The sequence below is a fragment of the Streptomyces sp. NPDC004609 genome (assembly GCF_042873655.1).
In the GTDB taxonomy this organism is placed as follows: domain Bacteria; phylum Actinomycetota; class Actinomycetes; order Streptomycetales; family Streptomycetaceae; genus Streptomyces.
On record NZ_JBIALS010000017.1, the window covers coordinates 1 to 18,681 of the forward strand.

General features: G+C 72.5%; 18 protein-coding genes. 12 read left to right on the forward strand and 6 right to left on the reverse strand.

The genetic code is table 11. The annotated features are described in order from the left end of the window. Window positions 1-125: 125 nt before the first annotated feature. The 3 genes from ACFYT4_RS18255 to ACFYT4_RS18265 are packed head-to-tail and all read right to left on the reverse strand — an operon-like array spanning window position 126 to window position 2,754. A complete protein-coding gene (locus ACFYT4_RS18255) occupies window positions 126-878 on the reverse strand; it encodes an amidohydrolase family protein (protein ID WP_389269581.1) in 753 nt (250 codons plus the stop codon). Further along, complete coding sequence (locus ACFYT4_RS18260) at window positions 878-1,621, reverse strand: hypothetical protein (RefSeq protein WP_389269583.1); 744 nt, start codon at window positions 1,619-1,621, stop codon at window positions 878-880. Before ACFYT4_RS18260 ends, ACFYT4_RS18255 begins: the two co-directional genes overlap by 1 nt. After that, the gene (locus ACFYT4_RS18265) at window positions 1,618-2,754 is read right to left on the reverse strand and encodes a DegT/DnrJ/EryC1/StrS family aminotransferase (protein WP_389269585.1); all 1,137 of its coding nucleotides are present in this window, start codon (window positions 2,752-2,754) and stop codon (window positions 1,618-1,620) included. Before ACFYT4_RS18265 ends, ACFYT4_RS18260 begins: the two co-directional genes overlap by 4 nt. Window positions 2,755-2,953: 199 nt before the next feature. Between ACFYT4_RS18265 and ACFYT4_RS18270 the strand changes: the two genes are divergently transcribed. From ACFYT4_RS18270 to ACFYT4_RS18310, 9 genes are all read left to right on the forward strand, one after another. Continuing rightward, the gene (locus ACFYT4_RS18270) at window positions 2,954-4,210 is read left to right on the forward strand and encodes a hypothetical protein (RefSeq protein ID WP_389269587.1); all 1,257 of its coding nucleotides are present in this window, start codon (window positions 2,954-2,956) and stop codon (window positions 4,208-4,210) included. 51 nt (window positions 4,211-4,261) lie between these two features. Further along, window positions 4,262-5,338: a mandelate racemase/muconate lactonizing enzyme family protein gene (locus tag ACFYT4_RS18275; protein ID WP_389269589.1), complete on the forward strand. Its 1,077-nt coding sequence runs from the start codon at window positions 4,262-4,264 to the stop codon at window positions 5,336-5,338. Window positions 5,339-5,993: 655 nt separating this feature from the next. Continuing rightward, on the forward strand, window positions 5,994-6,911 hold the full coding sequence (locus tag ACFYT4_RS18280) for a ribokinase (RefSeq protein WP_389269591.1): 918 nt from the start codon (window positions 5,994-5,996) through the stop codon (window positions 6,909-6,911). Beyond that, window positions 6,908-7,918, forward strand: a complete 1,011-nt coding sequence (locus tag ACFYT4_RS18285) for an ABC transporter permease (RefSeq protein WP_389269593.1) — start codon at window positions 6,908-6,910, stop codon at window positions 7,916-7,918. Before ACFYT4_RS18280 ends, ACFYT4_RS18285 begins: the two co-directional genes overlap by 4 nt. 117 nt (window positions 7,919-8,035) lie before the next feature. Further along, complete coding sequence (locus tag ACFYT4_RS18290) at window positions 8,036-9,058, forward strand: substrate-binding domain-containing protein (RefSeq protein ID WP_389269595.1); 1,023 nt, start codon at window positions 8,036-8,038, stop codon at window positions 9,056-9,058. Next, window positions 9,058-10,626, forward strand: coding sequence for a sugar ABC transporter ATP-binding protein (locus ACFYT4_RS18295; RefSeq protein ID WP_389269597.1), 1,569 nt, complete (start codon window positions 9,058-9,060; stop codon window positions 10,624-10,626). The genes ACFYT4_RS18290 and ACFYT4_RS18295 overlap by 1 nt, the downstream gene beginning before the upstream one ends. Window positions 10,627-10,673: 47 nt before the next feature. Continuing rightward, on the forward strand, window positions 10,674-11,129 hold the full coding sequence (rbsD, locus tag ACFYT4_RS18300) for a D-ribose pyranase (protein ID WP_389269599.1): 456 nt from the start codon (window positions 10,674-10,676) through the stop codon (window positions 11,127-11,129). A gap of 98 nt (window positions 11,130-11,227) precedes the next feature. Beyond that, window positions 11,228-11,941: a deoxyribose-phosphate aldolase gene (gene deoC, locus ACFYT4_RS18305; protein WP_389269601.1), complete on the forward strand. Its 714-nt coding sequence runs from the start codon at window positions 11,228-11,230 to the stop codon at window positions 11,939-11,941. 74 nt (window positions 11,942-12,015) lie between these two features. After that, entirely contained in the window at window positions 12,016-12,774 is a 759-nt protein-coding gene (locus ACFYT4_RS18310) for a GntR family transcriptional regulator (RefSeq protein WP_389269603.1), read from the forward strand. 217 nt (window positions 12,775-12,991) lie between these two features. Here ACFYT4_RS18310 and ACFYT4_RS18315 read toward each other — a convergent pair whose 3' ends face one another. Beyond that, window positions 12,992-13,948 carry a dihydrodipicolinate synthase family protein gene (locus ACFYT4_RS18315; RefSeq protein ID WP_389269605.1) on the reverse strand — a complete coding sequence of 319 codons (957 nt, stop codon included), beginning with the start codon at window positions 13,946-13,948 and terminating at the stop codon, window positions 12,992-12,994. Window positions 13,949-14,066: 118 nt separating this feature from the next. Here ACFYT4_RS18315 and ACFYT4_RS18320 point away from each other — a divergent pair, with 118 nt between their 5' ends. After that, complete coding sequence (locus tag ACFYT4_RS18320; RefSeq protein ID WP_389269607.1) at window positions 14,067-15,065, forward strand: LLM class flavin-dependent oxidoreductase; 999 nt, start codon at window positions 14,067-14,069, stop codon at window positions 15,063-15,065. A gap of 222 nt (window positions 15,066-15,287) precedes the next feature. Here the strand turns inward: ACFYT4_RS18320 and ACFYT4_RS18325 are convergent, their stop codons facing one another. Continuing rightward, on the reverse strand, window positions 15,288-15,443 hold the full coding sequence (locus ACFYT4_RS18325) for a hypothetical protein (RefSeq protein WP_389269609.1): 156 nt from the start codon (window positions 15,441-15,443) through the stop codon (window positions 15,288-15,290). Between the two features lie 22 nt (window positions 15,444-15,465). Between ACFYT4_RS18325 and ACFYT4_RS18330 the strand changes: the two genes are divergently transcribed. Further along, the gene (locus tag ACFYT4_RS18330) at window positions 15,466-15,750 is read left to right on the forward strand and encodes a hypothetical protein (RefSeq protein ID WP_389269611.1); all 285 of its coding nucleotides are present in this window, start codon (window positions 15,466-15,468) and stop codon (window positions 15,748-15,750) included. Window positions 15,751-15,879: 129 nt separating this feature from the next. Then, on the forward strand, window positions 15,880-17,205 hold the full coding sequence (locus ACFYT4_RS18335) for a C40 family peptidase (protein WP_389269613.1): 1,326 nt from the start codon (window positions 15,880-15,882) through the stop codon (window positions 17,203-17,205). Window positions 17,206-17,393: 188 nt separating this feature from the next. Here the strand turns inward: ACFYT4_RS18335 and ACFYT4_RS18340 are convergent, their stop codons facing one another. Continuing rightward, on the reverse strand, window positions 17,394-18,677 hold the full coding sequence (locus tag ACFYT4_RS18340) for a styrene monooxygenase/indole monooxygenase family protein (protein ID WP_389269615.1): 1,284 nt from the start codon (window positions 18,675-18,677) through the stop codon (window positions 17,394-17,396). Window positions 18,678-18,681 lie beyond the last annotated feature (4 nt).

Genomic DNA, 18,681 nt, shown 5'->3' on the forward strand with positions numbered 1-18,681 from the left:
ACCCCCGTGCCCGCAGGGCACAGGGGGCCATGGGCGACCGACGACAACGCGGCGTGGGGGTACCTCCCGGGCCGCCAGGCCCAGGGGGAGCGCGGTACCAGGGCACGCGAGCCCAGCAAGATCCATCAGAACCGCCCTGGCAGCGTGTCGGTCAGGGCGAAGAGGTCCGCGGCGTTCTTCCAGAGGACGCGTTCGCGTTCCGCCGGGGTGAAGCCGGCGTCGCGGATGACGCCGAGCGCGAAGGAGGGGTCGACCAGGGTGGCGTCGGTGCCGAAGAGGAAGCGGGTGACGGGGACTCCCGCCTCACGGGCGTACGCGATCCGGCCGGCGTCCGTCGCGGTACGGCAGTGTTCGAGGTAGAGGCGGTCGCAGGCCGCCGCCGCGTGCGCGGCCTCCCGCCAGGCGTCGCCGCCCGCGTGGCCCATGACGACGCGCAGGCCGGGGCGGGCGGAGACCAGGTCGGGGAGCAGTTCGACCTCGGGGCCCCAGGTGTGCAGGAGCAGGGGGATCCGCAGATCGGCGACGAGGTCGAAGGCCTCGGCCATCCGGGAGCTCCCGGGCAGCCGGCCGGGGTAGTGGGTGTGGATCTTCGCGCCGACGAACCGCCCGGTGTCCAGGCAGCGCCGCAGATCCGCCGCGCTCTCGTCGATGCGGTTCGGGTTGACGACCGCGTAGCCGAGGAGCCTGGGCCGGGTGGCGAGCGCCTCGCGCAGGGCGCGGTTGCCCGCGACCGCGTCATGGACGACCGCCTCGGACGCCGACACCAGCTGGAGGTCGATGCCGTAGCGGTCCATCTGGCGCAGATTGTCGTCGGCGTCCCCGCTGGTGAGGGGGAACTGCCAGCGGCCCACATGGGCGTGCACATCGATGATCGGCATCAGGCGAGCAGCTCCTCGACGTTCTCGGTGGAGATCGCGGCACGGTCGGCGTCCGAGATGTCCGCGTAGCGCAGCCGCAGTGTCTGCGGGGAGATGTCCATGAACGGGGTGCGGGAGCCGAACACGAGATGGCGCGCGCCGACGGAGCCGACGACCCGTTCGATGGAGTCGGAGCCGGACAGCATGCGGGTGGTGGTACGGAAGCCGGGCTCGTCGCGGGCGAGGAGCAGGAAGTCGGCGAGGAGGTAGGCGTGCAGATCGAGGAACACGACCTCCGCGCTCCGGCCGGTGAGACCGGGGCCGAAGCGGCGGGGGTCGCCGTCGTGGAGGAGGACGAGCCCGCGTGCGAGGGCGAGGCGGACGACATGGCGGTAGCCGGGGAAGCCGGGCTCGGCGCCCTGTTCGACGGTGAAGAGGCGCAGGAAGCGCACACCGTCCGCGGTGAGTTCGTCGAGCCGGTCCTCCGCGGTCAGCGCGTCCCGTACGTCGACGGTGCCGACGGGCAGCAGTTCCGGGCAGCCGGCGAGGTCGCGGACGGTCTCCGCGTTGCCCGCGCGGTCGTCGTGGAGCGGGCCCCGGGTCGACAGGGCCAGCGCGCGGGCGACGGGGGAACGGGCCAGGACGGAACGGACCTCGGTGAGTCCGATGTCGCGGTGGTGCCGGGGCCAGGGGCCGTACAGCACGTCCACGTCCCAGCCGATGTGCTCCTCGGGGGCGGGGGTGAGCCAGTCGTACGCGGTCATCGGGCGGCCACCTCGCGCAGCGCTCGGGCGATGTGGTCCACATCGCTCTGGCTGTAGCGCTCGTTCCACTGAAGCACCAGCAGGGTGCGGGCGATGAGTTCCTCGGCGCGCGGGCACAGGCCGGGCGGGTGTCCGGGCAGCGCGGGGTTGGCGTACAGCGGGCGCTCCAGATAGCCGGGCAGCGCCGGTACGCCGAGTTCGCCGAGGGCCTTCGCCCAGCGGGCGTTGTCGTCGACCAGCAGCGGCATGACCCACCAGGCGTGGCCCCGCCGCTGTCCGGGCATCCGGACGGCCGGGACGTTCCCGAGCGCCTCGGCGAGCTGTCCGGCGCGCTCGCGGCGCAGGCGCACGACCTCGGTGACCTTGCCGAGCTGGGCGCGGGCGACCGCCGCCGTGAGCTCCGTCATCCGGTAGTTGAGGCCCGTCTCGCGGTGGATACGGCCCTCGCTGCGGTCCCAGCCCTTGTCCATGAACAGCCGCATCCGGCGGGCGAGGGCCCGGTCGCCGGTCAGCGCGAGTCCGCCGTCGCCCGCGGTGATGTGCTTGAACTGCTGGAGGCTGAAGCAGGCGATGTCCCCGACCGTGCCGAGCAGCCGGCCCGAGGCGTCCTGGCCGAGCCACGCCTGGGCGCAGTCCTCGATGAGGACGAGTGCGTGCCGGTCGCAGATCGCGCGCAGGGCGTCGACGTCGGCGGCGGCACCGAAGAGATGGACGGCGATGACCGCCTTGGTGCGGTCGGTGACGGCGGCTTCGACGGCCGCCGGGTCGAGGTTGCCGTCCTCGGGGCGCACATCGGCGAACACCACGCGCCCGCCCTGCGCCATGACGGGGGCGACGGTCCCGAAGTCGGAGATCGGGGTGGTGACGACCTCGTCGCCGGGGCCGATCCCGGCCGCGGCGACCGCGAGATGCAGCGCCGCCGTTCCGGAACTGCAGGCGACCGTCTCGGGGACCGCGTCCCGTGTCGCGTACAGCCGGGACATCTCCGATTCGAGGGAGCGTGCTTCACTTCCGAAGGAACTGCACAGCACCGCCGAGTCGAGGACGCGCAGTACGGCGGCGCGTTCCTCGGCGCCCAGGGTGCGGCCGCGAGGTTCGAGAACTGTGGGCAGTGGCATTTCCCGTTCCGGCATCGTGGCACTATCCTCTCCGCAGACACGCGGTTATGGCCTGGGCCGAAAGTAGGGGCCGTGAAGGGCGGGCGTCAAGCCTCGTCCGGCCCGTGCCGTCCCCGCGCCACCGCGCGTCCACAGGCGTCCCACAGCAGTCGTGTCCGCGCTACACCCGAGCTACATCCCGAGCAACACCCCCGAGCAGAACGGAGACCGGCCGATGGCTCTCACCGTCGGAGTGATCGGCCCCGAGGACCTGGTGCACAAGGTTCTCGCGGTCGGCCGCGCCTCGGGCGCGGACCGGCTCGTACCGCTTCCCTACCAGCACGAGGACGAGACCCTCGGCATGGTCGTACGGGCCCAGGCGGAGACGGACGCCCTGCTGTTCACCGGGGTCGTACCGCACTCGCTGGCCGCCGCCGAGGGGCTGCTCGACCGGCCCGCCATGTACGTCCCCTACAGCGGGGCCACCCTGCTCAGGGCCCTGGTGGAGCTGCTGAGGCTGGGGCACGACGTCTCCCGGATCTCCATCGACACCCTGCGCCCCGGAGAGGTGATGGAGACGCTGACCGAGGCGAAGCTGCCCACCGAGCACGTGCATGTGCTGCCCCACCGGCCGGGGCTGACCTCGCGTGATCTCGCGGACTTCCATCTGGACGCGCGGGACGGAAAGGGGACACGGGTCGCCCTGACCTGTCTCGGCTCGGCGTACCAGCTGCTGGAGCACGAGATGCACGCCGTACGGCTCGCTCCCTCCCGCCACTCCATCCGCGCCACGCTCCAGGCGCTGGTCCTCGCCACCGCGGGGGCGCACAGCGGTGACGCGCAGGTCGCGCTCGGGATCGTCGATCTGCCCGAGCCGGGCGCGGCGGACCGCGATCCGGCCGCCGACCGGGAGCTGGCGGCGGATCTGCGCGTCCTCGGGGGCTGCCTCGCCGATCTGCCGGACGGGCAGCGGCTGGTGGTGACGACGAAGGGGGTGCTGGAGGAGGTGAGCGAGGAGTTCACCCGGCTGCCCTTCCTGGACGACCTGGCCGCCCGGCACGGTTCGGCGCATGTGGGCTTCGGCCTCGGGCGTACGGCCGCCGAGGCGGAGTCGCTGGCCAGACGGGCGGTGAACCGGGCGCGTTCGGTGGGCCCGGTCGCCGGGGTCGTCTCGATGACCAATGACATCGACATCGTCATCGACGCGGAACGCAATCCTCCGCCGGAGGGTCCGGGGCCGGAGCCCACGGCCGCGCTCGCCCGGCGTACCGGCCTCAACCCGAGGACGCTGGAGCGCCTGCGCGAGCTGGTGACCCAGGCCCGGGACGACGGCATCACCGCCCATCTCGTGGCCGAGCGCCTCGCCGTCCAGCAGCGCACGGCCCGCCGCATCCTCAAGCGTCTCGAACGCGCGGGAGTCGCCGTGCCCACGGGCAGCCGGCAGGAGGGACAGGCCGGCCGCCCCCCGATCGTCTACCGCGTACGCCTCTGAGCGCCACCGGACCCTTATTACGGTCCGGGCCGTAACCCTAAGGAGCCGTGCTTGAAGATCGCCTCGGTCCATACCCGCGTCGTCAGGGCCCCCTACCGACGCCCCTTCGTCATCAGCAGCGGGACCAGTCCCGAACTGATCAGCCTCGTGGTCGAGATACGCACCGCGGAGGGCGTCACCGGCTTCGGCGAGGCGTCCCCGATGACCGCGTACACCGGTGAGACCCTCGCCGGTCTGGAGACCGCGCTCACCCAGCATGCCGCGCCCGCGCTCATCGGCCGCGACCCGCGCGATCTGGCGGGGGCACACACCGCGATGGACGCCGCGATACGCGGTCAACGTCTCGCGAAGGCCGCGCTCGACATCGCCCTGCACGATCTGGTCGCGCGGGCGGCGGGGTGGCCGCTGCATCTGCTCCTCAGCGGCGGTGTCCGCACCCGCGTGCCCACCGCCTGGGTCGTCGGCCTCGGCACGCTGGAGGAGATGGCGGCGGAGGCCGCCGAGTACGCGGCCCGCGGCTTCACCCACATCAAGGTCAAGGGCGGGGAGGACCCCGAACTCGACGTCCGGCTCGTGCGGCTGGTCCGCGAGACGATCCCGGCGGCGGTCGAACTCTGCCTCGACGCCAACGAGGGCTACGACCCGGGGACCGCCGCGCGTACGGTCGCCCGGCTCGCCGACGCGGGCCTCGACCTCATCGAACAGCCGCTGCCCCGCTGGGACTTGGCGGGCATGGCCGCCCTGCGGCGCGCGGGCGCGGTGCGGGTGATGGCCGACGAGAGCATGCAGTCGCTGCACGACGCGATGGAGATCGTGCGCCGGGGGGCGGCGGATGTCCTCAACATCAAGATCCTGAAGGTGGGGGGCCTGTACCGGGCCCGCCAGATCGCGGGGCTGGCGGAGGCGGCGGGGCTGGTGGTGAAGCTCGGCACGATGCCGGAGCTGGGTGTGGCGACGCTGGCGGCGGCGCACCTCACGGCGGCGCTGCCGCATGCGACGGTGCCGGCGGATCTGGTGGGGCCGCTGCTGGTGACCGAGGATCCGCTGGCGTGCGCGGTGTTCGCGCCCGCGGCGCGGACGGGGCATGTGGACCTGCCGCCCACCCCCGGCCTGGGCCACAGCCTGTAGCCGCGCCTCGCCGGTGGGCCCGGTGTCGGCCTCCCGGGCCCGGCCCTCCGCGGGCGCCCGGTGCCGGCGCCGGCCCAAGCCCCTCAGCCCCGGTACGCCCGCCCGGCGTCGGCCCGCACGCCCCGGCGCTCCCCGGGCGCTGGTGCGCCCGCCCTGCGTGGGCCTCCCCGGCCCGGGCGCCCGGTGCGCCCGGTGCGCCCGCCCCCGGCCCTCTGCGGGCGCCAACTCCCGTGCCCCGGACTCCCGTACGGCACGGCCCCTCGGGCTGGGCCCATCCCGCGCGGGCCCTTGCGGGGGCGTTGCCCCCGAACCCCCAGTCCTCAATCGCCGGACGGGCTGAAGTTGCCCTGGCTCCCCAGCCCACCCGGCAGAAACCCAGCCCGTCTGAGCCAATGCAGCCCGTCCGGCGCTTGAGGACAAACCCCCGCCCGAGGCAACGGCACCCCGCCAGGCACCACGGCACGGGACCACCCAATGCAGCCCGTCCGGCGCTTGAGGACGGACCCCCCGCCCGAGGCTACGGCCACCCTTGGCACCCGGGACGGGACCCCGTACCCCCGCAAAATTCACTTCGCTGTCACCCATTGACTAGGGACATCCCTGTACCTACGCTCCCCATGTCCACGGTTGTCCCCATACAAAGTGCGGTGCATCGATGAAGATCGCTGTTGTCGGTAGCTACGGCGCCGGTCTCACCATGCGAGTCCCCAGGTCCCCTGCGGCAGGTGAAACCCTCTCCGGCGGCGTGTTCGACTCCGGCCCCGGCGGCAAGGGCAGCAATCAGGCCATCGGTGCCGCCAGGCTCGGCGCGGAGGTGTCGTTGCTGACCGCCGTCGGTGACGACGACTTCGGCCGGGCGGCCCACGCGCTGTGGCGGGCGGAAGGCGTCCGCGCCGAGCACGTGGTGACGGCCACGGCCCCGACGATGGTCGGATTCATCCTGGTCGAGCCCTCGGGGGAGAACAGGATCGCCATCGCCCCGGGCGCGCTGGACGAGCTGGACGCCGCCGCGGTCGAGAGCTTCTCCACGGAGATCGCGGACGCCGACATCCTCGTGGTCTCCATGGAGATCCCCGAGGAGGCGGTCGCCGCCGCCCTGCGCGCGGGCCGCGCCGCCGGCACCAGGACCCTGCTCAATCCCGCGCCCGCCCGGCCGCTCCCGGACGACCTGTGGCCGTTCATCGACGTGATCACACCGAACCAGACCGAGGCACCCGTACTCCTCGGCCTCGGTGCGGAACACGGACTCGGCGACGAGGCACTCGTCCGGGCCCTGCGCGAGCGCACCGGAGGGATCGCCGTGCTCACCCGGGGCGGCCAGGGAGCGCTGATCGCCCAGGCGTCCGGGGTGACGACGGCCCCGCCGTACCCGGTCGAGAACGTCGTCGACACCACGGGCGCGGGCGACTCGTTCACCGCCGCGCTCGCCGTCACGCTCGCGGAGGGACACAGCCCCGATCAGGCCGTACGGTTCGCCGCCGCCGCGGGCGCCCACACCGTGACCGTCGCCGGGGTCGTCCCCGCCCTGCCCACCCGAGACCAGCTGAACGCCCGGATTGGAATCTCCCCGTGACCTCAACGACCCCGACCACCGCGCCGGCGCGGGAGTTCTCCCTCCCGCTGCGCAGACTGCTGCACGCCCGCGAATCCGGTGTCTTCGCCGCCCTCGTCCTGCTCTTCCTGCTCGGCACCGTCCTCACCCCGGGTTTCGCGCAGTCCGACAACCTGCTCTCCGTCGGCCAGCAGATCGCCCAGATCGGCATCATGGCCGTCGGCGTGACGTTTGTGATCATCAACGGTGAGATCGACCTGTCCGTGGGCTCGACCTACGCGCTGTCGGCGATCTCGACCGGGATGCTGATCTCGGACGGCTGGTCCTGGCCCCTGGCGATGGCCGCCGGCCTCGCCGTCGGGGCCCTGGCGGGTCTGCTCAACGGGCTGGCCGTCGTCGTGCTCGGTGTGCCGTCGTTCATCGTCACCCTCGGCACGCTCAGCGTCTTCCGCGGGGTCGCCCTGCTGATCTCCGACGGCGCCCCGATCTCGCTCAGCTCCTCCCAGGAGGGTGTCGCCGAGTTCAACCTCCTCGGCCAGGGGGAGCTGTTCGGTGTCATCCCGATGCAGCTCGTCCTCTTCACGGCCGTCGCCGTCCTCGGTGTGGTGCTCCTGGCCCGTTCCCGCTTCGGCTTCAACTCCTACGCCGTCGGCGGCAACCAGGAGGCCGCCCGGCTGGTCGGCGTCAACGTCAAGCGGGTCAAGCTGACCGCGTTCGTCCTCTCCGGCTTCACCGCGGGCCTCGCCGGCGTCCTCGGCCTGTCCTTCCTCTCGTACGTCCAGGGCGTCACCGGCCAGGGGCTGGAACTGACCGTGATCTCCGCGGTCATCATCGGCGGGGCGGCCCTCTTCGGCGGCTCCGGCACCATGTGGGGCACCGTCATCGGTGTCGCCTTCATCGGACTGCTCCAGAACATCCTGAACATCAAGGGCATCTCCTCCTTCTGGCAGACCGTCGTCACCGGCCTGGTCATCGTCGCCGCCGTCGCGGCCGACACCTGGCAGCGCAAGCGCAAATCCCGGGCCTGAGTCCCGCCGCGCCGTCCCGCGGGAACCCCGACCGGGGCGGGCGGCCGCCGCAACAACGCCCCCGCGTGCGCACACACCGGGCCACAGCACATGCCGAGAACCTCAAGGGAGTCCCCGATGTCCAGCCGTACCCTGCTCAGAACCCTCGTCGCCGCGACCACCGCCACGGCCGCCCTCGCCCTCACCGCCTGCGGCGCCGTCCAGCCCGCGGACGGCGGCGGCTCGAAGGACGGCTCCTTCACGATGGCGTCCTACATCCAGCAGCGGATCGACGACAAGAAGCCGATGCGCATCAAGCTGAGCTACCACGACCCGTCCCTCGCCTTCGCGACCCCGATCAGCGCGGGCATGAAGAAGGCGGGCAAGGAGTTCGGCGCCGACACCGCGCTCATCGGCCCCACCGGCGGCGACGCGGCCCAGCAGGTGTCCGAGATCCAGACGCTCATCCAGCAGAAGTCCGTCGACGGTCTCGCCGTCTCCTCCGCGTCGAGCGACGCGCTCAAGCCGGTCATCGCCCAGGCGTACGACGCGGGCATCCCCGTCATCTCCTTCAACACCGACAACCCCGACTCGAAGCAGATGGGCTTCGTCGGCCAGGACCTCAAGGCCTCGGGCAAGTCCCAGGCCGAGCGGCTGCTGAAGGACCTGGGCGCGGTCAAGAAGGGCAAGGTCGTCGTCTTCTCCGTGGACACCGGTGCGGGCTGGTCCCACGACCGGTTCGGCGGCTTCAAGGAGGGCATGGCCAAGAGCGGTCTGGAGATCGTGGGCCCGGTGAACGTGGGCAACGAGCCCAGTGCGGCGTACAACACGGTCGAATCCACGATGTCCGGGCAGTCCGGTGTCGTCGGCATCGCCGGGCTCGACTGCTGCTCCACGACGGCCGCGGCCAAGTGGGTGGCGGGCTCCCCCGACAAGGACTCCATCGTCATGGGCGGCTTCGACCTGCTGCCGCAGACCGCCGAGTACCTCACCAAGGGCGTCGTCGACTTCACCATCAGCCAGAACCCGACCGAGCAGGGCTACCAGGCCGTCAAGGTGCTCAACGACTTCCTCACCAAGGGGACCGAGATCACCGGCGTGAACACGGGCGCGCAGTTCGTCACCCGCGAGAACCTCGGCGAAGCCACGGTGGAGAAGTGATGGCCGCCGCGTCCCGCGAGCCCGCGACGACCCGCGCGACCGCGGCCGGTGAGGGCGGCGACGCCACCCCGGCCATCAGTGTGCGGGGGCTGTCCCGCAACTTCGGTCCCGTACGCGCCCTGTCCGACGTCTCCTTCGACGTACCCGCCGGGGAGATCACCGCACTGCTCGGCGAGAACGGCGCGGGCAAGTCCACGCTGCTGAAGATCCTCGCCGGGCTGCAGCCGCCCAGCGACGGCAGCGTCACCGTCTTCGGCGAGGAGGTCACCTCCTTCTCCCCCAGCACCATGCTGGACCACTACGGCGTGGCCATCGTCCCCCAGGAACTCTCCCTGCTGCCCGACCGCAGCGTGGCCGAGAACGTCCTCAGCGGGGTGGAGCCGGGGAACCGCTGGTTCCCCTCCCGCCGGCAGATGGTGGAGCGCACCCGCGAACTCCTCGCCGGGCTGGACCTCGACCTGGACCCGGCCGTTCCCGTACGGTCGCTGGACCTCGCCACCCAGCAGCTCGTCGTGGTGGCCCGCTCCATCGCCCGCGGCTGCCGCGTCCTGATCCTGGACGAGCCGACGGCGATGCTCACGCCGGCCGAGGCCGAGCGGCTGTTCGCCCTGATGGACGGCCTCAAGGCGGCCGGTACGACCATGCTGTACGTCTCCCACCGCATGCCGGAGGTCTTCCGGCTGGCGGACCGTATCGAGGTGCTGCGCGACGGCTCGCACGTGGCCTCCTGGCGGGGCGCCGACACCACGCCCGAAGAGGCGGTCGCCGCCATGGTCGGGCGGGAGCTGGGCCAGTTCGCCCGGCGGGACGCCCGCGCCGCCGATCCGGGGATCCCGCCGGCCCTGCGGGTCCGGGAGCTGAGCGGCAAGCGGCACTCCGGGGTCTCCTTCGAGGTGCGGCCCGGTGAGATCCTCGGTGTGGCCGGGCTGCCGGACTCGGGCCGGGTGGAGCTGCTGCACAACCTCTTCGGCGGCGACCGGGGCACCGGCGGCACGGTCGAGCTGCTGGGCGAGCCCTACGAACGGCGCAACCCCATCGCGAGCGTCGAGCGGCGCCTCGCGTTCGTCCCCGGCGAGCGCAGGGCGCAGGGCCTGCTGACCACCATGAGCGTCGGCGACAACGTCGGTGTGCTGACGGCGAAGACGTTCAGCCGGTTCGGCCTCGTCCGCCGCGGCGCCTTCGACCGGCAGGCGGCCGAACAGGCCCGGAAGCTGCGGGTCAAGACGGCCACCATGGGCCAGCCGATCACCAGCCTGTCCGGAGGCAACCAGCAGAAGGCCGTCCTCGGCCGCTGGCTGGCGATCGACCCCGGCGTCCTCATCCTCGACGAGCCCACGCGGGGCGTGGACGTCGGCGCGAAGGCGGAGATCTACGAGCAGCTGTTCGCCCTCGCCGGCAAGGGCCTGGCCATCCTCTGCTCCTCCTCCGACCTGCCCGAACTCCTCACGCTCACCGACCGGATCGCGGTGATGAGCGAGGGCCGGCTGGTCGACGTCGTCGAGACCACGCAGGCGACCGAGGAATCCCTCATGACCCTCGCGACCGGCGCGGCGGCCCCGGCCGCCTGACGCCCGCGGCCCCGCGGTCCCGACCTCCCCACCGAAAGGAACACCTCATGAAGCGCACCGGCATCCTCAACGCCGAACTGAGCGGAGCGCTGGCCACGCTCGGCCACACCGACCTGCTGCTGGTCGTGGACGCCGGGTTCCCGGTCCCGCGCGACGCGCACCGCATCGACCTGGCGATCGCCGAGAACCTTCCGGACCTGCGTACCGTGCTCGGCCTGATCGCGGACGAGGTGGTCGTCGAGGGCGTCGTACGGGCCGACGACGTCCCCACCCACAACCCACTGCTCGACGGCTGGCTGCGCGACCGGTTCGCCGGGGCCGAGTTCAGCACCCGTCCGCACGCCGAGGTGCTGGGCGAACTGGCCCGCGAGGCCAAGGTCGTCGTCCGCACCGGCGCCTTCGAGCCCTGGGGCAACATCGGCCTGTACTGCGGTGTCGACGCCTCCCGGTGGTTCGGCGGAGAGGGCGTCGTGGTCCCCGAGGAGTACGCGTCCAGGATCTGACTTCCGGGCCGGCGCCGATGTCATCCCGCACCCGCGGGCCACGCGGCGGGCCCCTGCTTCACCCCCTACCGTTTCACCACAACAGGAGAAGACACTCCATGTCCGAAACAGTCACCACCCCCGCCGAACTCAACCTCACCCCCGCTGAGTTGGCGCCCTACATCCAGCACACCCGGATCGAGTCGACCGCCACCCGCGACGACATGATCGCCCACGCGAAGGAAGCGGTCACCCACGGCTTCAACGCGGCCATGGTCTCCGCCTCCTGGGTGCCCGTGGTCGCCGCCGAGCTGGCCGGCACCGGCGTCGGCGTCGCGACGGCCCTGGACTTCCCCACGGTCGGCGTGATGACCAGCGCGGGCAAGGCGGCCGAGGCCGCCGAGATCGCCCGGCTCGGCGCGACGCAGCTCGACATCGGCGTGCAGATCGGCTGGCTCAAGAGCGGGATGTACAACGAGTTCCGCGAGGACATCGCGGGAGTCGTCCGCGCCTCCGGACTGCCCGTCAAGGTCATGCTGGAGCTGCCGCTGCTCACCGACTCGGAGAAGGAGGCCGCGGTCGAGCTGGCCATGGAGGCCGGTGTCTCCTTCCTGAAGAACTCCAGCAGCGGTCAGATCGAAATCGCGAACCCGACGAGTGTTCGCTACCTTGTTGACCGTGCCCGGGACGGCGTCCAGGTGAAGGCGTCCGGAGCCATCAAGCACCACCAGCAGGCCCTGGAGCTCCTGCGCGCCGGTGCCGTTCTGCTCGGCACCAGCGCCGGGGTGGAGATCGTCAGCGGCACCGCCGACGACTCGACGACCAGCTACTGACCGGCCAATGCCGTGCCCCGGCCGTCCACAGGCCGGGGCACGGCCCTTTTCTCCCCGGAAGGAGACCTGTCACCGTGACGGCCGACGGAGGGCATCCCCCCGACATCAGGCGTGACGTCCCCACGGCCATCCACGCCCAGATCTCGGAGCACATCCGGCTGCGCATCGCGGGCGGCGAGTGGCCCGCGCACTACCGCCTCAAGAGCGAGCCGGAGCTGGCCCAGGAGTTCGGTGTCAGCCGGGGCACCGTGCGGCGGGCCCTGATGACCCTCATCGAGGAGGGGCTGCTGCGGCAGGTGCGGGGGCGCGGCACGTTCGTCACGTCCACGGTGATCGAGCCGGCGATCGCGCAGAAGCTGAGCACCCTCTCGGAGGACTTCGCCAGCCAGGGCGTCGTCACCTCCACGGTGGTGCGGGAGTGCTCGCTGATCACTCCGCCCCGGCCCGTCGCGGCGCTGCTCGACGCGTCGCCCACGACGCGGGTCCTGCGGCTGGTGCGGGTCCGCAGCACGGACGAGGGGCCGGTGGCCCTCCTGTTCAACTTCGTACGCACCGATCTCGCGCCCGGTATCGAGCAGGCCGACTTCACGGGGTCCAGCCTCTTCGGGGTCCTGGAGGGCACCTACGGCCTGAAGATCGCGACGGCCCGCCGTACCTTCAGCGCGGAGGCCGCGTCGCCGGAGGTGGCCCAGGCGCTGGAGCTGCGGACGGGGAGTCCGGTGCAGTACCTCCAGCAGGTGACGTATCTGGCGGACGACCGCCCCGTCGAGTACTCGGACGTCTGGATCCACAGCGGCCGCCTCCGCGTCACCTCCCTCCTCCTGCGCCGATAACCCCGGGCGCCACCCGTCCTTCCCGCCCCACGCAGCCCGTCCGCAACCCCACCCAGCCCGTCCGGCGCTTGAGGACAAACCTCCAGCCGGAGCAACGCCCACCAAATCAAGCCCGTCCGGCGTTTGAGGACAGACCTCCGCCCGAGGCAACGGCGACCAAATCGAGCCCGTCCGGCGCTTGAGGACGAACCTCCGGCCGGGGCACGGCCACCCACAGCTACCCCGCCCCCAGACACCGCACCACCGCCCCCCGCTCCCGCGCCTCCACCTCACCCCCCACAACCGGCCCGTAAGGGTCACACGCCGCGGATTCCGGGATCAGCCCCTCCCAGACCGCCGCCCACAGCATCCTGCGTACATAGCCTTCGATGGGCGCGTGGAAGGTCACCTCGGCGAACCGGTCCAGCCGGTCCGACGCCCGGACGAACGCGGTGTGGTCCCCGGCTCTCCAGGCGTCCAGCACCGCGGTCGTGAGGCCGACGGACGCCGCCGCGATCCCCACGAGGGCCGTGTCCGCGCCCCACATGAGGGACGGCCCGAACATCCGGTCCTCGCCGGTGACCGCGAGCCGGCCCGTGCCCTCGGTCGCGCGGATCGCGTCCTGACAGGCCATCGCCCGGTCGAGCGTGGCGAGTTTGACGCCGATCGTGGCCGGCAGTCCCAGCAGCCGCCGGATCAGGGAGGGCGGATACGGATAGCCGCCCGCCTCGCCGTGGAGGAAGAAGCCGAGCACGGGAAGGCCGGATTCCGCCGCCACCCGCTCATGGAGGCGTACCGCGCCGTCGGGGTCGTCGGCGAGTTGCGCCAGCGGGTAGACCATCACCGCGTCGGCGCCGAGATCCGCGGCGTCGCGGGCCATCGCCACCGTCGCGTCGACGGCCCGCGCGAGGCCCACGGCCCCGGCCGACCTCGGCACGCCCACCCCGGCGACGATCGGCCGGTCCACGGCCTCGCGCCAGATACGCAGCACCCGTTCGCGGCCGGCCCCGCCGAGATGGAGACCGCGGCCGGTGTGCGCCCAGACGGCGACGCCCCCGAGCCGCTCAGCCGCGATGCGCTCGGCGTACCCCCGCAGCGCCCCGGGGTCGACGGCGCCCCGCTCGTCCATGGGGGTGAGCACCGCGGGCAGCACCGTGCCCCGCAGCCGGGTCACCAGTTCCTCCGTCGCGGACATGCGCCTCTCCCGTCTGTCACGTAACTCCGCACGTACCTCTGAAGGCGTTCGCTCTGTCGCGGCCGTCGCCGACACGCTAGCCTTTACGGCCCGGACCGTAAAGGAAAGGTCGGTCAGAATGTCCCAGCGCTCCACGCGTCTCGGTCTGTACGTCAACCTCTACGCCGACACCGCCGACCGGCCCCGGCTCGCCGACGCCGTCGAACAGGTGCGGCTCACGGAGGAGGCCGGTTTCGACTGGGTGGTGCTGGGCGAACGCCATCTGCACCGGCCCGGCTATCACGAGGCGCTGACCTCACTGGCGTATCTCGCCGCGCACACCGAGCGGATCGGGCTCGCGACGGCCGGGCTGATCGCGCCGGTGTACCAGCCGGTGTGGCTCGCCGAGACGCTCGCGCACATCGATGTGCTCTCGGGCGGCAGGCTCACGGCCGGTTTTGTGCTGGGCTACCGGCCCGAGGAGTTCGCGCTGTACGGCACCCGGCCCGCCGAGCGCGTCCCGCGGTTCGAGGAGTGCCTGGAGCTGGTGACCCGGCTGTGGACACAGGACGAGGTCAGCCACGAGGGCCGCTGGGCCTCCCTGGACCGGGCGTTCCTGTCGCCTCGGCCCGTGCAGTCGCCGCGGCCCCGGCTGTGGAACGGCGGCCGGGTCCCCGCGGCGCTGGAGCGCACGGCGAGGATGTGCGACGGCTGGACGACGTCGTTCAACGAGCTGGACTCCGAACTCCCCGCGAAGATCGACGCCTACCGCTCCTACCCCACCGGCCCCGCCTCCCTGGGCAAGGAGGTCATCGTCTGCCGGGAGGGCTTCGCCGCCACCACCTCCCAGCAGGCGAGGGCCGCTCTCGAAGGCCCGCTGCGCGGGCTGTACGACGCCTACGGCGACTGGAAGCGCACCTCGGCGGACGCGGCGCGCTACGCCCAGCAGTGGGAGGACATCGAGGCCCGCTCGGTGATCGGCTCGGTGGAACAGTGCGCCGAACGGCTGGGGGCGTACGGCGCCATGGGCGCGGACGGTGTCGTCCTGCGCGTCCAGCCGCCCGGTATGCCGCAGAAGGAGGCCCTGAGCGCGATCGAGACCTTCGGTACGGAGGTGCTGCCCCGCCTGAACGGCTGACCGCGCCCCGCCGGGGCGCCCCGCCCGGGGCCGCCCCGGGCCACCACCCGCGCCCGCTCCGGCGAACCACCCGCGCACCGTACGGCCCGCGCCCCCGGCACGGCACCCGGGCCCGGCCTCACCCACCCGGGCCCGGCCTCACCGCCCGCACGCCCGACGTCCGCACCCCCCGACGCACCCGCTCCCTGAGCATCCACGCCCCTGACCCACCCACGCCCGCGCTCAGCTCCCGAACCGCCGGAACCTGTCCCTCGACTCCTTGAGCGCGTCGTCCACGGGCGCGAGGGCGCCGTTGGCGTGGTACGGCGAGATCTGGTCCGGCCCGAGCAGCACGATGCCGGGGCCCTTGCCGTCGGCGAACGCAGGGGCACCGTCCACCCACCTGCGTCACACTGACCCCGTGAAACGCGAGAACACCCCCTTCATCGGCGGGCCCCTCGACGGACGGGTGCTCCCGGTCCTCGTCGGGGCCACCGGACATCCGCCCAAGTGGTACGAGATCCCGGTGCCGAACGACGACGGCACACCCCCCACCGTCCACGCGTACCGCCGCGTCCCCGCCGGTTACACCAAGCGGCTCGGGCTCCAGCGCGGCTGGACGTACGAGTACGCGCCGGAGGGCAAGGAGCGGCGCGAGCTGAAGTGGCCCTGGTCGAAACCGCCGGGACGAGCCGACACGCCGTAGAGACGGCCCACTGTGCCGGGACAGGTGACACTGTTCCGCCGAATCGGCCACACGGCGGGCGCCCCGGCCCCGGGACCCGCACGATCCGCCTGTGGGGCGGGGGTCGCCCCCGCAGCCGGAGGTGATGGTGTGTCAGTCAGCTTGCTCCGCACGGTCTGTACGACGGCGCTCGCGACACTCACGGCGGTCACGGTGATCACGGCCGTACCGCGGAGCGCGGAAGCCGCCCCCTCACCGCCCGCCCCCGCGCCCCCCACGCCCGCGCCCGCACTGCCCGGGCCGGACGACGCGGCCAACCCCGGCTCCGGCCCCGCCGCCGCGCCCTCCCGGGTCGCCGAACTGCTCACCCGCCTCAAGACCCTCTACCGCCAGGCCGAGGACGCCGGTGAGACCCACACCACCGCCGAGTCGCGGCTGAAGGCCCAGCGCGCCGAGACCGCACGGCTCGGACGGGAGCTGACGGCCGCGCGGGACGCCCTCACCGAGGGCAGGCAGGAGGCGGGACGGCTCGCCCGGGAGCAGTACCAGGGGCACTCGGAACTCAGCGCCCATCTGCGGCTGCTCCTCGCCCCCGACCCGCGCCGGGCCCTGGACGAGGGTCATCTGATGGAGCGCGCGGCGGCGTACCGGATGGCGACGGTCGCCCGGCTGGAGACGGGCGCGCTGAAGGCACGTCGGCTCGCCGCCGCCTCCCGCAAGGCGCTCGACCGGGAGCGGGCGCTCGCCGCGGCCCGCCGGAAGGCGCGGGACACGGCGGACGCCCGGCTCAAGAAGATCGAGGAGATGCTCGCCTCGCTCTCGCCCGAGCAGATCGCCGGGCTCACCACCCCGCAGGCCCAGGAGAGCCTGATCAACTCGGGCGCCCTCGGTGCCCCCGCCGGAAGCGGCTCCACCGGGAACGGGCCCACCGGAACCGCGTCCGCCGGGAAGCGCACCCCGACCCGGGAGGGCGCGGACGCGGTCCGGTACGCCGTCGAGCAGATCGGCAAGCCGTATGTGTGGGGCGGGACGGGCCCGGAGTCGTACGACTGCTCCGGGCTGACCTCCAGGGCCTGGTCGGCGGCCGGGCGGGAGATCCCGCGCACCAGCCAGCAGCAGTGGCGGGAGCTGCCCAGGGTGCCGGTGCGCTCCCTACGCCCCGGCGATCTGGTCGTCTACTTCCCCGAGGCCACTCATGTGGCGATCTATCTGGGCGACGGCATGGTCGTGCAGGCTCCGCGCCCGGGCACGGTGGTCAAGGTCTCCCCCCTCATGGCCAACCCGGTGCTGGGCGCGGTCCGGCCGGACCCCGAGGGCCCGCTCCTGACGGAGTACACCCCGCCGCCGCTCCCCGAGGGAGCCACGGCGGGCTCGGACACGGGTTACGCGCAGACCACGGCACCGGGCACGGAAGCAGACACGAAGACGGACGCGGCAGCGGACACGACCGCAGACGCGGACACCGACTCCGGCTGACCGGAGCCGCTAGGGCGTGTATCGAAAGTAGCGCCGTCCGCCCGGAGGTCGGGGCCTGCGGCGTCCGGTGCGTGCAATCGCAAGGCGGAGGGTCGCCCTCGTATACTGGACGTACTTGGGTGATTCCGACAACGCAGCGAGTGTGCGTGCTGGGCGTCGCAGGCCAGGCGGGACTTTCGATACACGCCCTAGGCGGGCGCTCCGTCGCCGGCCGCCCCCGCCGCGACCTCGCCCAGATAGGACTCGGCGAGCGCGGGGTCGTAGAAGAAGTTCTCGAAGTCCGCCGGGTTGTTGAAGCCGTTGGCGAACCGGTCGGCGACCGGCTGGAGCTGTCCCGCCGCGCCGATCAGGTTCAGTACGTGCTCCGGCGGGGGCGCCAGCATCGCGTTGGTCCACTTGGTGACGTGCCGCGCGGTCTCCCAGTAGCGGTCGAACGCGGACTGCATCCACACCTCGTCGAAGGGCTTGTCCCCGTGCTCGGTGATCGACGCGAGGTAGGAGGCCGCGCACTTGGACGCGGAGTTCGAGCCCTGGCCGGTGATGGGGTCGTTGGCGACGACGACGTCCGCGACCCCGAGCACCAGTCCGCCGCCGGGCAGCCGTCCGACCGGGTTCCGTACGGTGGGCGCGTACCGCCCGGCGAGGGTGCCGCCCGCGTCGGTCAGCTCGACCCTGGTGGCGCGGGCGTACTCCCACGGGGTGAATCGTTCCATCAGCTCCAGCGTGAGCGACAGGTGCTCGGCGGGGTCCTTGATGCCCTTGAAGACGTCGAGCGGACCGCCGGGGACGCCCTCCCAGAAGAGGATGTCCGCGCGGCCGGAGGTGGTGAAGGTCGGCATCACGAAGAGTTCGCCGACTCCGGGGACCAGATTGCAGCGGACCGCGTCGAAGTCGGGGTGCTCCGGGCGGGGTCCGAGGCCGTGCACATAGGCGACGGCGAGGGCGCGCTGGGGGGCGTCGTACGGAGAGCGGGAAGCGTCCCGGCCGAACATCGAGACCAGTTCGCCCTTGCCCGCCGAGACCAGCACCAGGTCGTAGGTACGGGCGAAGAAGTCCAGGTCGGAGACCGCCGCGCCGTGGATGACGAGCTGGCCGCCGCGCTGGGCGAAGGTCTCCGTCCAGCCGGCCATCTTCACCCGCTGGTCGACGGACTGGGCATGGCCGTCGAGCCTGCCGACCCAGTCGATCACCCTCCCCGCGGACCCGCCGGAGGGGCCCCCGGACTCCGGCCCGGCGACGGAGACGCCGAGGCCCTCGATCCTCGGGGCCTGGGACTCCCAGAAGTTGATGTCCAGGTCGCGCTCGTGCTGGAGCGCGGTGTGGAACATGCACTGCGTCGACATGACCCGGCCGGACCGGATCTCATCGGCCGTGCGGTTGGACATCAGGGTGACCTCGTAGCCCTTCGACTGCAGGCCGAGGGCGAGCTGAAGACCGGACTGACCGGCTCCGACTATGAGTATCTTCCGCATCCGG